The 13,067-nt window shown below is 60.6% G+C and carries 11 protein-coding genes; 5 read left to right on the top strand and 6 right to left on the bottom strand.

Features of this window, described 5'->3' with window-relative positions; translation table 11 throughout:
- Nucleotides 1-2 precede the first annotated feature (2 nt).
- The 3 genes from B723_RS23470 to B723_RS23460 are packed head-to-tail and all read right to left on the bottom strand — an operon-like array spanning nucleotide 3 to nucleotide 3,570.
- Nucleotides 3-1,274 (bottom strand): dihydrolipoamide acetyltransferase family protein, encoded by a 1,272-nt coding sequence (locus B723_RS23470; RefSeq protein WP_017339475.1) that lies wholly within the window; start codon nucleotides 1,272-1,274, stop codon nucleotides 3-5.
- A complete protein-coding gene (locus B723_RS23465; protein WP_017339474.1) occupies nucleotides 1,275-2,333 on the bottom strand; it encodes an alpha-ketoacid dehydrogenase subunit beta in 1,059 nt (352 codons plus the stop codon).
- Between the two features lies 1 nt (nucleotide 2,334).
- Entirely contained in the window at nucleotides 2,335-3,570 is a 1,236-nt protein-coding gene (locus B723_RS23460) for a 3-methyl-2-oxobutanoate dehydrogenase (2-methylpropanoyl-transferring) subunit alpha (protein WP_017339473.1), read from the bottom strand.
- A 185-nt stretch (nucleotides 3,571-3,755) separates the two neighbouring features.
- Between B723_RS23460 and bkdR the strand changes: the two genes are divergently transcribed.
- On the top strand, nucleotides 3,756-4,244 hold the full coding sequence (gene bkdR, locus B723_RS23455; protein WP_017339472.1) for a Bkd operon transcriptional regulator BkdR: 489 nt from the start codon (nucleotides 3,756-3,758) through the stop codon (nucleotides 4,242-4,244).
- Nucleotides 4,245-4,339: 95 nt separating this feature from the next.
- Here bkdR and B723_RS23450 read toward each other — a convergent pair whose 3' ends face one another.
- Complete coding sequence (locus tag B723_RS23450; RefSeq protein ID WP_017339471.1) at nucleotides 4,340-5,203, bottom strand: MBL fold metallo-hydrolase; 864 nt, start codon at nucleotides 5,201-5,203, stop codon at nucleotides 4,340-4,342.
- A 161-nt stretch (nucleotides 5,204-5,364) separates the two neighbouring features.
- Between B723_RS23450 and B723_RS23445 the strand changes: the two genes are divergently transcribed.
- The 4 genes from B723_RS23445 to nahK all read left to right on the top strand — a co-directional run bounded on the left by B723_RS23445 (nucleotide 5,365) and on the right by nahK (nucleotide 11,531).
- Nucleotides 5,365-6,171 carry a sulfite exporter TauE/SafE family protein gene (locus B723_RS23445; RefSeq protein WP_017339470.1) on the top strand — a complete coding sequence of 269 codons (807 nt, stop codon included), beginning with the start codon at nucleotides 5,365-5,367 and terminating at the stop codon, nucleotides 6,169-6,171.
- 175 nt (nucleotides 6,172-6,346) lie between these two features.
- Entirely contained in the window at nucleotides 6,347-7,531 is a 1,185-nt protein-coding gene (locus B723_RS23440) for a porin (protein ID WP_017339469.1), read from the top strand.
- 270 nt (nucleotides 7,532-7,801) lie between these two features.
- Nucleotides 7,802-8,965 (top strand): nitric oxide-sensing protein NosP, encoded by a 1,164-nt coding sequence (gene nosP, locus B723_RS23435; protein ID WP_017339468.1) that lies wholly within the window; start codon nucleotides 7,802-7,804, stop codon nucleotides 8,963-8,965.
- The gene (nahK, locus tag B723_RS23430; RefSeq protein WP_017339467.1) at nucleotides 8,934-11,531 is read left to right on the top strand and encodes a hybrid sensor histidine kinase/response regulator NahK/ErcS'; all 2,598 of its coding nucleotides are present in this window, start codon (nucleotides 8,934-8,936) and stop codon (nucleotides 11,529-11,531) included. The genes nosP and nahK overlap by 32 nt, the downstream gene beginning before the upstream one ends.
- 161 nt (nucleotides 11,532-11,692) lie before the next feature.
- Here the strand turns inward: nahK and B723_RS23425 are convergent, their stop codons facing one another.
- Entirely contained in the window at nucleotides 11,693-12,358 is a 666-nt protein-coding gene (locus B723_RS23425) for a response regulator transcription factor (protein ID WP_017339466.1), read from the bottom strand.
- 56 nt (nucleotides 12,359-12,414) lie between these two features.
- Nucleotides 12,415-12,972 carry a PQQ-dependent catabolism-associated CXXCW motif protein gene (locus B723_RS23420; RefSeq protein ID WP_017339465.1) on the bottom strand — a complete coding sequence of 186 codons (558 nt, stop codon included), beginning with the start codon at nucleotides 12,970-12,972 and terminating at the stop codon, nucleotides 12,415-12,417.
- Nucleotides 12,973-13,067: the final 95 nt, after the last annotated feature.

Below are 13,067 nucleotides of genomic sequence, written 5' to 3'. Positions count from 1 at the left end.
TCTTACTCCACGAACAGGGTGGCGGGTTGTTCGAGCAGGCCACGCACGGCCTGGATGAATTGCGCCGCGTCCATGCCATCGACCACGCGATGATCGAAGGAACTGGAGAGGTTCATCATCTTGCGGATCACGATCTGGCCTTTGACGACCATCGGGCGTTCGACGATTTTGTTGACGCCGACGATTGCCACTTCCGGCAGGTTCAGCACTGGCGTACTGACGATCCCGCCCAACGCGCCGAGACTGGTCAGGGTAATGCTCGAGCCGGACAGTTCATCGCGGGCGGCCTTGCCAGTGCGCGCGGCGGTGGCCAAGCGGGAGATTTCCTGAGCGTTGTCCCACAAACTGCGAGCTTCAGCGTGACGCACCACCGGCACCATCAAGCCGATGTCGGCCTGGGTGGCGATGCCCACATGCACCGCGCCGAGGCGGGTGATGACCTGGGCTTCGTCGTCGTAACGGGCATTGATCTGCGGGAAGTCGCGCAGGGCGACGACCAGCGCACGGACGAGGAACGGCAGCAGTGTCAACTTGCCCCGGGTCGCGCCGTGTTTTTCATTCAGGTGTGCGCGCAACTCTTCCACGGCCGTGACATCGATTTCTTCGACATAACTGAAGTGGGCAGCGCGTTGCGTGGCGTCCTGCATGCGCTGGGCAATCTTGCGACGCATGCCGATGACCGGGATTTGTTCTTCGTCGTTGCGCTGTGCGTATGCGGCAGTGGCGGTCGATGCATTCGACTGACCTTGCGCCAGATAGGCCTCGAGGTCTTCGTGCAGCACGCGACCGGCAGGGCCGGTGCCACGCACCAGACGCAACTGGATGCCGAGATCAAGGGCATGTTTGCGTACGGCCGGGGACGCCAACGGGCGTTCATCGGCTTCGCGAGCCACCATCGGGCCTTGGCATACGGCTGCTCGTGGCGCCACAGCAGGGGCTGGTTTGCTTTCCACAACGGCTTCGACTTTCGGCGCCGGTGCTTCTTTTACGGCAGCAGCCACAGGCTGAGCCGACTCTTTAACATTGCCCGCGCCTTCGACTTCAATGCTGATCAGGACGCTGCCCACCGCCATGACTTCGCCGGGCACACCGCCCAGCGCGATCACCTTGCCGTGCACCGGCGAAGGAATGTCGACCATCGCCTTGTCGGTCATTACATCGGCCAGCACCTGATCTTCGACGACCATGTCGCCGACCTTGACGTGCCACACCGACAGTTCAACTTCTGCAATGCCTTCGCCAATGTCCGGCATTTTAATAACGTGCGTGCCCATTCAGACCTCCATGACCCGTTTCAACGCCGCGCCCACCCGGGACGGACCAGGGAAATACGCCCACTCTTGCGCGTGCGGGTAGGGGGTGTCCCAGCCGGTGACGCGTTCGATCGGCGCTTCCAGGTGATGGAAGCAATGCTCTTGCACCAGGGCGACCAGTTCGGCGCCGAAGCCGCAAGTACGGGTGGCTTCGTGAACGACCACGCAACGGCCGGTTTTCTTCACCGACTTGACGATGGTTTCCAGGTCCAGTGGCCACAGGCTGCGCAGGTCGATGACTTCAGCGTCGATCCCGGTTTCTTCAGCGGCGACTTGCGATACGTAGACCGTAGTGCCATAAGTCAGGATGGTCACGTCCTTGCCCGGACGGGTGATGGCGGCCACGTCCAGCGGTACGGTGTAGTAACCGTCCGGCACTTGCGCAGCCGGGTGTTTCGACCACGGGGTGACGGGACGTTCGTGGTGGCCATCGAACGGGCCGTTGTACAGGCGTTTCGGCTCAAGGAAGATCACCGGGTCATCGTTTTCGATGGAGGCGATCAGCAAGCCTTTGGCGTCGTACGGGTTGGACGGCATGACCGTGCGCAAGCCGCAGACTTGAGTGAACATCGCCTCGATACTTTGGCTGTGGGTCTGGCCACCGTAGATGCCGCCGCCGCAAGGCATGCGCAGGGTCATCGGTGCGGTGAACTCGCCGGCCGAGCGATAACGCAGGCGGGCGGCTTCGGAAATGATCTGGTCCGACGCCGGGTAGACGTAATCGGCGAACTGGATTTCGGCCACCGGGCGCAAACCGTAAGCGCCCATGCCCACGGCAACACCGACGATGCCGCTTTCGGAGATCGGCGCGTCGAATACGCGAGAAGTGCCGTACTTGTTCTGCAAGCCTTCGGTGCAGCGGAACACGCCACCGAAATAGCCCACGTCCTGGCCGAACACCACGACGTTGTCGTCACGCTCAAGCATCACATCCATGGCCGAGCGCAGGGCCTGGATCATGGTCATGGTGGTCGTGGTCATGGCGGTTTCCAACTCGATTTTATTGTTGTGATCGTTCATGTCAGATCCCCAACTCTTGACGCTGGCGCTTCAAGTGCTCCGGCATCTCTTTGTAGACGTCTTCGAACATGGTCGCGGCGCTCGGAATCTGGCCGCCGGCGAGGGTGCCGTACTGCTCGGCTTCTTTCTGCGCGGCGATCACTTCAGCTTCCAGTTCGGCGCTGACGGCAATGTGTTCCTCTTCGGACCAGTGGCCGATTTTCACCAGGTGCTGCTTGAGGCGCGCAATCGGATCGCCCAACGGGAAGTAGCTCCAGTCGTCGGCAGGACGGTATTTGGATGGATCATCGGATGTCGAGTGCGGGCCGGCACGGTAGGTGACCCATTCGATCATGGTCGGGCCGAGGTTGCGGCGGGCGCGTTCGGCGGCCCAGGCGGAGGCGGCGTAGACCGCGACAAAATCGTTGCCATCGACCCGCAGGGAGGCAATACCGCAACCGACGCCACGACCGGCAAACGTGGTCGCTTCACCGCCGGCAATCGCCTGGAAGGTGGAGATCGCCCACTGGTTGTTGACCACGTTGAGGATCACCGGCGCACGGTAAACGTGGGCGAAGGTGAGGGCGGTGTGGAAATCGGATTCAGCCGTGGCGCCGTCGCCGATCCAGGCCGAGGCGATTTTGGTGTCGCCCTTGATCGCCGAGGCCATGCCCCAGCCTACGGCTTGTACGAATTGGGTGGCGAGGTTGCCGGAAATGGTGAAGAAGCCGAAATCCTTGACCGAATACATGATCGGCAACTGACGGCCTTTGAGCGGATCGCGCTCGTTGGACAACAGTTGGCAGATCAGGTCTACCAGCGGCACTTCACGCGCCATCAGGATGCTTTGCTGACGGTAGGTCGGGAAGCACATGTCATCGACATTCAGGGCCAGGGCCTGGCCGCTGCCGATGGCTTCTTCGCCAAGGCTCTGCATGTAGAACGACATTTTTTTCTGGCGTTGAGCGACAACCATGCGGTTGTCATAGATCCGCGTCTTGAGCATGGCGCGCATGCCTTTACGCAGGATCTCGACCGGGACGCCTTCGGCCCATGGACCGAGGGCATTGCCCTGATCGTCGAGCACGCGAATCAAGCCCTTGGCCAGGTCGGCGGTGTCGGCGGGTTCTACGTCAATGGCGGGTTTGCGCACCGTGCCAGCGTCGGTCAGACGCAGGTAGGAGAAGTCGGTTTTGCAGCCTGGGCGGCCCGAAGGTTCGGGAACGTGCAGGCGCAGCGGTTCGTACGCTTGGTTCATGGCTTCTACGCTCGATCTTGTGAATTTCTTGTAGTGAGCTGACCGTCATTCCTCTGTGGAGGAAATCTTGTCCTACAACAATCATAGGCCCGGCCAAGAAGAATATTTCTCTCTGTTTCGTTGCGCTTGAGATCATTTGAGGATAAAAAATCTGCATAAACATAAAAAACAGGTGGTTTTGTCTCATGCGCAAACTGGACCGTACCGACATCGGCATTCTCAACAGCCTCCAGGAGAACGCCCGCATCACCAACGCTGACCTTGCTCGCTCGGTTAACCTGTCGCCGACGCCGTGCTTCAACCGGGTCAAGGCGATGGAAGAATTGGGCCTGATTCGCGAGCAAGTGACGCTGCTGGACGCCGATCTGCTGGGGCTGCATGTGAATGTGTTCATTCACGTCAGCCTGGAAAAACAGGTGGAGGAGGCGTTGCAGCATTTCGAGGAAGCGATCTCGGATCGCCCGGAAGTGATGGAGTGCTATTTGATGGCAGGCGATCCGGATTATCTGATCCGGGTGCTGGTGCCGACCATTCAGTCGCTGGAACGCTTCATGATGGACTTCCTCACCAAGGTTCCCGGCGTGGCCAACATCCGTTCGAGCTTTGCGCTGAAGCAGGTGCGTTATAAAACCGCGCTGCCGTTGCCGGCGAATGGGTTGACACTGGCCAATTGAAAATCAAAGGATCGCAGGCTTCGCCGCTCCTACATTGACGGTATACGCCGTGACACCGAATCCTGCAGGAGCCTGCGATTCTTTGATTATGATTTTCAGAGCTTGTTGATCGGGATCTTCAGGTATATGACGCCATTCTCTTCAGCCGGCGGAAAATGCCCCGCCCGCACGTTCACCTGAATCACCGGCAGCAACAGCGTCGGCATGCCCAACCCCGCATCCCGCTGGGTGCGCATCGCAACGAACGCGGCTTCGTCGATGCCGTCGTGAACGTGGATGTTGCGCTTGCGCTGTTCGCCGACCGTGGTCTGGCATTGGGGCTCGCGCGTTTCAGGCGGATAGTCGTGACAAACGTAGAGCCGCACGCTGGCCGGAAACGCCAGCAACTTCTGGATCGAGGCAAACAACTGGCTGGCATTGCCGCCGGGGAAGTCGCAGCGCGCGGTGCCGACATCCGGCATGAACAAGGTATCGCCCACCAGAATGATGCTGTTGCCGATCAGATAGGCCATGTCCGCCGGGGTATGACCGGGCACATGCAGGGCCTTGGCCTTGAGGTTTCCGATCATGAACGATTCGTCCGGGGCGAACAGATGATCGAATTGCGAACCGTCCACCGCAAATTCCGGTTCAAGATTGAACAGGCTTTTGAACACCCCCTGAACCTTGCTGATCGACTGGCCAATCGCAATTCTGCCGCCCAGCTTCCGGCGCAGATACGGCGCGGCGGACAAGTGATCGGCATGGGCGTGGGTTTCCAGCAGCCATTGCACCTGTAGCTGATGTTCACCCACGAAAGCGATGATTTTATCGGCCTGGGTGGTGGCGGTGCGTCCGGCGGCCGGGTTGTAGTCGAGCACCGGGTCGACGATCGCACACGGGCCGCCGTCGGCTTCGTAGATCACGTAACTGTAGGTCGACGAGGCAGGGTCGAGGAAGGCTTCAATCAAGGCGGGCATGGTGGCCGTTTCTTTTGGGACAAGCCTTGAGGGTAGTGTCAATTTCCCTGCGCTGACCAGCCCTACAACAATTCAATTGATGTAAAAAGCTGCGCGGGTTCTATCCTGTCAGTCATCGATACCGGGCGTTCCCGGCTTTTGTCATGGATTACGAGCGTTCTATGTTGCTGGCAAGTTTTTTTGGTGTGGTCATGGGCCTGGTCCTCGGCTTGACCGGTGCCGGTGGCGGCATTCTTGCGGTTCCGGCCCTGGTGCTGGGGTTGGGTCTGACCATGACTCAGGCGGCACCCGTCGCCTTGTTTGCGGTGGGGAGCGCGGCGGCGGTCGGGGCGATTGACGGGTTGCGCCATGGTTTGGTGCGTTATCGCGCAGCGCTGTTGATTGCATTGCTGGGGGCGATTTTTTCCCCGGTCGGCATCTACTTCGCCCATCAGTTGCCGGAAAAGATCCTGATGATTCTGTTCAGCCTGCTGATGGTCATGGTGGCCTGGCGGATGCTGCGCCGCGAGCGCCAGGACGAAGGCCCGAGCGACCACGGGCACGCCAACTGGGGCCAGAAAAACTGCATGCTCGATCAACAGACCGGACGCTTTTCCTGGACCGCCAAATGCACCGCGACCCTGGCCGCACTCGGCGCGGTGACCGGTGTGGTTTCCGGGTTGCTCGGGGTCGGCGGCGGGTTCCTGATCGTCCCGGCGTTCAAGCAACTGACCGATGTGCAGATGCGCGGGATTGTGGCGACGTCCCTGATGGTGATCAGCCTGATTTCCGCCATCGGCGTGATCGGTGCGTTTCATGCCGGGGTGCGGATCGATGGCCTGGGCGTGGCATTCATCATTGCAAGCGTGGTCGGCATGATCATTGGCCGACAGCTGTGCGCCCGAGTCCCGGCCAGGGTCCTGCAGGTCGGCTTCGCCAGCGTCTGCGTCGTGGTCGCGGCCTACATGCTGTTCAGAGCGGGTGTCTAACGGTCTTACACCCTAAGTTCCGGGCCCTCGTCGTGGCCCGGTCTTACGCCGAATTTGCTGCACTCCACCCGCCACGCCAAAGCACTTCAATACCCCCTCCAAGGCAGCGTATGACGCCGCCGGTCAGCTTTCGATAATCGCCTCCGACATCCAGTCCCCCGCTGCGGAGCGCGTCATGCACAACAATAAGAATTTCAAGCATCGTTACTTGCCAGCCTTGATCGCCGGCCTGTCGACCCTCGGTTTGAGCTCAATGGCCGAAGCCGAGATCATGCTGTACGACAAGGACCAGACCACATTTTCCACCGACGGCTATATCAACGCGTTTTACGTGAACAGTGATGTGGACCGTGCCGGTGATCAATACGATCGTCGACAGGCGCGGGTCAAAATGGGCTTTCTGCCCAACTACCTGGGCTTCAACATGGGCAAGCAGGTCGATGATCTCAAGCTCGGCGCCCGGGCGTCGTTCTGGGTGACGATCAACGACAGCGAAACCAACGGCACCGACACGGCTATCGATGTGCGGCAGTTCTACGGCACGGTGGCCAACCCTGAATGGGGTGAAGTGCTGATCGGCAAGGACTTCGGCCTGTTTGCCCGTTCCAACATCCTGCTCGATGAATTGCTCGCCGGTTACGGTCAGGTCAGCGATACCCTGGGGCTGGTGGATGGTGGCGGGGTGTCGTTCGGCAACATCGGCAGCGGTTATCCGTACCCGTTCCCGACCTCGCAGATCACCTATCGCACCCCGGTGATGGACGGCTTGCGGGTGGCGGTGGGGATCATGGACCCGGTGGACACCAACGACAGCAGCCCGACGGGCAAGGCTTATCAGGAGAACCCGCGGACCGAGAGCGAGATCACCTATCAGTTCGACGTCGCCGGAGCGAAGATTTACAGCTGGGTCAACGGCAGCTACCAGACGTCGGACAACACCGACTCCACGGTGCAGTCCGTCACCTCCAAAGGCGTCGGCTATGGCGTTCAAGCGAAAATGGGCAGGTTGTCGCTGACCGGTTCCGGCTTCCAGGCCAAGGGCATCAACCCGTTCTTCACCAATAACGCCGGCGAACCGACGTTGCGCAACGTCGACAGTGACGGTTACCTGTTGCAGGGCTCCTACAAACTGGGGAAAAACCGCCTGGCCTTGTCCTACGGCAAGACCAAGGACGATGGCAACGGCGTGGTCGGCAGCGGCGCAGACTACGAGACTCGTGGCATTGCGCTGTTCCATGACGTCAACGACAACCTGAAGCTGGTGGCCGAGTACAACCAGTTCGAAATCAACGGTCACGACACCAGCGCGCAGAACGAAGACACCGACACCTTTGCAGTGGGGGCGGTGCTGACCTGGTAACCGCTGGCGATGTAGATCATCTGTGGTGAGGGAGCTTGCTCCCGCTGGGGCGCGAAGCGACCCTGGTTCTGGTCGCGCATCGGCCGGTTCCGGGCCTGCTTCGCAGTCCAGCGGGAGCAAGCTCCCTCGCCACAAATGTGTCAGCCACCAGCCTTTGATGTCCGACTCTCATCCCATCGAACCGCCTGACCGCTACCCAAGTAGCATACGTGGCAGCCCCTGGCCTTCGTACACTCCAACCTCATACATGCGCACCTGCGGGAGGCGACGATGCAGCAGGTCCAGAGCGAAGGTGTCGTCAGTGCAATGTCTCAGTCGACCGATGCCGAACAGGTGGCTCAAGAACTGGCGCGGCAACTGTTGCATCCGCATTTGGGGTTCGTGTTGTTTTTCTGTTCCGCCGAGTACGACTTGCAGGCGCTGGGTCAGGCCTTGCAACAAAGCTTCGGCGGTATTCGCCTGGTTGGCTGCACCAGCGCCGGTGAAATCACCCCGCTGGGCTACGGTCGCAACTGCGTGACGGCAGTGGGGTTCGACCATCGGCATTTTTCCATCGACGCCGAACTGATCGACGAGATGGAGCGATTCAGCCTGATCGACGCCCAGCAAATGGTCGAGCGTCTGGTCAGTGGCTGTCGCAGCAACACCCTGGCGCCGATCAAGGGCAACAGTTTTGCCCTGACCCTGCTGGATGGTTTGTCCAGCCGTGAAGAAATGGTCCTCGCAGCGCTGAGCGCAGCGTTGGGCGACATCCCGCATTTCGGTGGTTCGGCCGGCGACGACAATTACCTGACCCATACCCACGTCTATTTTAATGGCGAGTTTCACAGTGGCGCGGCGGTGGTGGTGCTGGTCAACACCTGGCTGGATTTCGAAGTCTTCACCACCCACCACATCCTGCCGCGGGCGGAAAAACTGGTGGTCACTGGCGCCGACAGTGCTTCGCGCCGGGTGTTCGAACTGAATGCCGAACCCGCCGCCGAGGAGTACGCCCGGCACATCGGCGTGCCCGTCGCCGAGCTCGATCACCGAGTCTTCGCCGCCCACCCGCTGGCGGTGCGGATCAACGATCAGTACTACGTACGGGCAATCCAGCAGGTTCATCCGGACCTGAGCCTGAGTTTCTACTGTGCGGTGGAAAACGGCATCGTCCTCACGGTCATGACCCCCGGCCCGATGCTGCCGAACCTGCAAAATCTGTTCGAGGGTTTGCAGGACCGCCTCGGCGATCTGTTGCTGACCATCGGCTGCGACTGTTTTCTCAGGCGTCTGGAACTGGAAGACGGCGGCAGCCTCGAGCAGATCGCCATGTTTTTGCGGGACCAGCGGGTGATGGGTTTCAACACCTATGGAGAACAGTTCAATGGCATGCACATCAACCAGACCTTCACCGGGGTTGCCATTGCCCGAGGCCGGTCCCCTGGACATCGTTGAGCTTCAGGCGCAAGTCGCCAGCCTGCGACACGAAAACCAGAAACTGCAGCGCATCAATGGCGCGCTGATCGAACGGATCGAATCCGGTATCACCCGCGGCAACGACCCGTACGCGGCGTTCCAGCATTCGGTGGTGCTGGCCGAACAGGTGCGTGAGCGCACCGACGCCTTGAACCAGGCCATGGCCGAACTCAAGTCGGGCAATCATTTGCTCAGCGAAGCGCGCTTGCGTGCAGAAACCGCGCATCAACACCTGATCGACGCCATCGAGAGCATTTCCGACGCTTTTGTACTGTTCGATGCCGACCAGCGAATCGTGCTGTTCAACAGCCGCTTCAAGGCGTTCTGGGGCAACAGTCGGGTGCGGATCAACGCCGGCATGCGCCTGGCTGAGGTCAAGCGGCTGATGCTGTCCACCGGCCTGTTCACCGAAGAACCGCGCGGGCAGGCCGACGAAAATCTGCTGTTCCGATTGCAGGACGGTCGCTGGCTGCAAGTCAGTGAACGGCCGACGCAAGAGGGCGGGCGGGTGATCCTGTTCACCGACATTACCGACGTCAAACTCAGCGAAACGGTGCGCCGCGAGCAGGCGGTGGCGCAGAAATCCCATTTGCTGCAACGGGCGGTCGACAACCTGTCCCAAGGCGTGGCGATGGTCAACGCCGACGGCATTCTGGAGTTGTGGAACCGGCGCTTCCTTGAACTCAGCGGCCTTGCGCCGGTGGCGGCGCATCGGCCGTTCGCCGAAGTGATCGCCGACAGCGAGTTGAACCTGTTGACCCCGGCCAGTCGAGACGGCAACGGGCGCCCGGTGCAGGAATGCGAGCAGCGCCTCTACGATGGCCGGGTCCTGGAAATCCGCACCCATCCGTTGCCCACCGGCGGCTTCGTCAACACCTTCACCGACATCACCGAACGCTACCAGCACGCCGAAGCGCTGAGCGAAAGCGAGCGCTGGATTCGCCTGATCACCGACCACGTACCGGCACTGATCGCCTACCTCAATGCCGATCTGGTCTACGAGTTCACCAACAAGGTCTACGAAGAATGGTACTGCTGGCCGCGCGGCGTGATGCTCGGGCAGAGCCTGCGCGAGGTGCACAGCGAGCAACATTATCAGCGGCTGGAAGCCTACGTGGCCCGGGCACTGGCCGGTGAAAGCGTAACGTTCGAGTTCGCCGAAACCAACATCAACAATCAGGAGCGCTACATGCTGCGCTCCTATGTGCCGAATCGGCTGGCCACCGGGGAGGTGGTGGGGATTTTCGTGTTGATCCGCGATATCACCGAGCGCCGCCGCACCGCCGAGGCGCTGCACCAGGCCTATCAGAACCTTGAGCTGCGGGTACGTGAGCGCACGGCGGAACTGACGAACCTCAATGACCAGTTGCTGCGCGAGATCGACGAGCGTCGGCGCGTTGAATCACGCCTGCGCGAAGCCAAGCTCGAAGCCGAACAGGCCAACCTGTCGAAAACCAAATTTCTCGCCGCCGTCAGCCATGACTTGTTGCAGCCACTGAATGCAGCGCGACTGTTTACCAGTGCCTTGCTCGAACGCCGGGAACCGGTGGCCAACGAGATTCTGGTGCGCAATGTCAGTAATTCCCTGGAAGACGTGGAAAACCTGTTGGGCACCCTGGTGGATATTTCCAAACTCGATGCCGGGGTGATCAAGGCCGACATTGCGCCGTTCGCCTTGAGCGAGTTGCTGGAAAACCTCGCCGCCGAGTACACCCAAGTGGCCCGCAGTGAGGGGCTTGAACTGCATTTCATCGCGTGTTCGGCGCTGGTGCGCAGCGACATTCAATTGCTCGCGCGGATCCTGCGCAACCTGTTGAGCAACGCGATTCGCTACACCTACAGCGGCCGGGTGGTGCTCGGTTGTCGGCGTCATCATCAGCGGCTGACGATCGAAGTCTGGGACAGCGGCATGGGCATTGCGGATAACCGTCTGGAAGAGATTTTCCAGGAGTTCAAGCGTGGCGATGTGCAGCGTCCGGATCAGGATCGTGGTTTGGGCCTGGGGCTGGCGATTGTCGAGAAAATTGCCGGGATTCTCGGGCACCGCATTCACGTGCGTTCGTGGCCGGGCAAGGGTTCGATGTTTTCCGTCGAAGTACCGCTGAGCGCCACGGCACCCATGGCGCCGCCGAGCCTGCAGATGAGTGAGCCGATGCTCGAGCGTCTGCGTGGCGCGCGGGTGTGGGTGCTGGACAACGACGCGGCGATCTGTGCCGGCATGCGCACCTTGCTTGAAGGGTGGGGGTGCCTGGTGGTGACGGCGCTGTCGGAGCAGGACCTGGCGCGGCAGGTGGATAACTACCATGAAGAAGCGGATTTACTGATTGCCGATTATCACCTGGATGACGAGCAGAACGGCGTGGATGCGGTGGCCCGGATCAACGCCCGGCGCGGTTCAGCCATTCCGGCGATGATGATCACCGCCAACTACAGCAATGAGCTCAAATTGCAGATTCGCGAGCTGGGGCACACCTTGATGCACAAACCGGTGCGGCCGATGAAGCTGAAGACGGCGATGAGTCATTTGCTCGGCCTGTCCCGTTAACTCCCTCCGGACACTGAATCTGTGGCGAGGGAGCTTGCTCCCGTTCGACTGCGAAGCCGTCGTAAATCAGGCCACTCGGCGTATTTGGACGTTTGCAGGGGGCCGCTTCGCGACCCGGCGGGAGCAAGCTCCCTCGCCACAGAGATTGGTAATCCCGACATTCAACGCCGCAGATAAGACCCGAAATCAATATCCCCGGCACTCAGGATCGCCTGCACCCGGTTGTGCACGTTGAGTTTGCGCAGGATCGCCGAGACGTGGGCCTTGACCGTGGTTTCGGCGATTTCCAGGGTGTAGGCGATCTGTTTGTTCGACTCGCCCTTGGTCATGCGTTCCAGCACCAGCAACTGTTTGCGTGTCAGGGCCTGGAGCAGTTCCGGAGGGAAACTCGGGTTATCGTTCATCCGGCGGTGGGTGCCGCTTTTCTGCGTGCGGATGATGTCCGGCGGCAGGTAGACATTGCCGTTGAGAATCTGCTGGATCGCCTCGGTCATTTGCACCCGCGGCGAGGATTTGGTGATGAAGCCCACCGCACCATAGGTGATGGCTTGCAGCACGATCTGCTTGTCCTGCTCGGCGGAGACGATCACCACCGGGATGGTCGGTGCCTCGTTGCGCAGGTTGATCAGGCCATTGAGGCCGTGCATGCCGGGCATGTTCAGGTCGAGCAAAATCAGGTCCAGGTCGTCATGTTCCTGAGTCAGCGCCAGGGCGCTGTCGAGGTCGGCGGTTTCCATGACCTCGCTGCCCGGGAACCCGTCGCTGATGACGTTATGTATGGCTTCGCGAAACAGCGGGTGATCGTCGGCAATCAGAATTTTGTACATAGCCTTTCACCTCATTATTTTGATTATGGTGTGGCAACAACACGCACGCGTAAAGGTCACGGAAAGGGTTCGGGCCGGGCGGGCGCCACGGGCAGGTTTGCCGCTTGCCACGCATCCAGGCCGTCGCGATACCAATACAGAGTCTTATAGCCCAAGGCGGCGGCACGTTTGACCGCGTTCCAGCTCAACCAGCAGTCGGAGCGGCAGTAGAAGACCAGCGGTCGCGCAAGATCGCCCGCGGTCAATGTGTTCAGGTTACGCGCAAAATAGCCCTGCCAGTCGGGCGTCAGGTCGCCATCGCCGGTATTGGCCAGCCAATGACTGCCGGGCAGGTTCTCATGGGGCTGGTCTTCGATGAAGCGACCTTGCAGCCACTGACGGCGATAGACGTCGATCAGCACCGGACGTGGTGTCTGGGTGAGCAGGGTTTGCAGGGCCGGCGTATCGATGATGGACGCGCCTTGCAGTTGATTCGGGGTCGGACTGCGGTAGAGGCCGATGCGATAGCCTTCGGCGGAGAACAGCGGTGTTTCGGCCTGTGCCGCGCCCAGCAGCAGGCTCAGCGACAGCGCAGCGAGAGAAGGGCGTAGCAGACGACGTCGGGCACGCGGCATGGGGTTCAATCCTTATAGTTATGAACCCATTACATGCCAGTCTCGGTGCGTTGGGAATGCGACGATAGACAGGAAAACCAGTACTAAAGTAGTAA

Source organism: Pseudomonas fluorescens NCIMB 11764 (assembly GCF_000293885.2).
Taxonomy (GTDB): Bacteria; Pseudomonadota; Gammaproteobacteria; order Pseudomonadales; family Pseudomonadaceae; genus Aquipseudomonas; species Aquipseudomonas fluorescens_B.
Note: the sequence above shows the minus strand (reverse complement) of the source record. Positions and strands in the feature narration are given on the sequence as shown.

Excerpts from the sequence above, each read along its gene's own strand:
- B723_RS23470 (WP_017339475.1), bottom strand. The coding sequence starts at position 1,274 with ATGGGCACGCACGTTATTAAAATGCCGGACATTGGCGAAGGCATTGCA.
- B723_RS23465 (WP_017339474.1), bottom strand. The coding sequence starts at position 2,333 with ATGAACGATCACAACAATAAAATCGAGTTGGAAACCGCCATGACCACG.
- B723_RS23460 (WP_017339473.1), bottom strand. The coding sequence starts at position 3,570 with ATGAACCAAGCGTACGAACCGCTGCGCCTGCACGTTCCCGAACCTTCG.
- bkdR (WP_017339472.1), top strand. The coding sequence starts at position 3,756 with ATGCGCAAACTGGACCGTACCGACATCGGCATTCTCAACAGCCTCCAG.
- B723_RS23450 (WP_017339471.1), bottom strand. The coding sequence starts at position 5,203 with ATGCCCGCCTTGATTGAAGCCTTCCTCGACCCTGCCTCGTCGACCTAC.
- B723_RS23445 (WP_017339470.1), top strand. The coding sequence starts at position 5,365 with ATGTTGCTGGCAAGTTTTTTTGGTGTGGTCATGGGCCTGGTCCTCGGC.
- B723_RS23440 (WP_017339469.1), top strand. The coding sequence starts at position 6,347 with ATGCACAACAATAAGAATTTCAAGCATCGTTACTTGCCAGCCTTGATC.
- nosP (WP_017339468.1), top strand. The coding sequence starts at position 7,802 with ATGCAGCAGGTCCAGAGCGAAGGTGTCGTCAGTGCAATGTCTCAGTCG.
- B723_RS23425 (WP_017339466.1), bottom strand. The coding sequence starts at position 12,358 with ATGTACAAAATTCTGATTGCCGACGATCACCCGCTGTTTCGCGAAGCC.
- B723_RS23420 (WP_017339465.1), bottom strand. The coding sequence starts at position 12,972 with ATGCCGCGTGCCCGACGTCGTCTGCTACGCCCTTCTCTCGCTGCGCTG.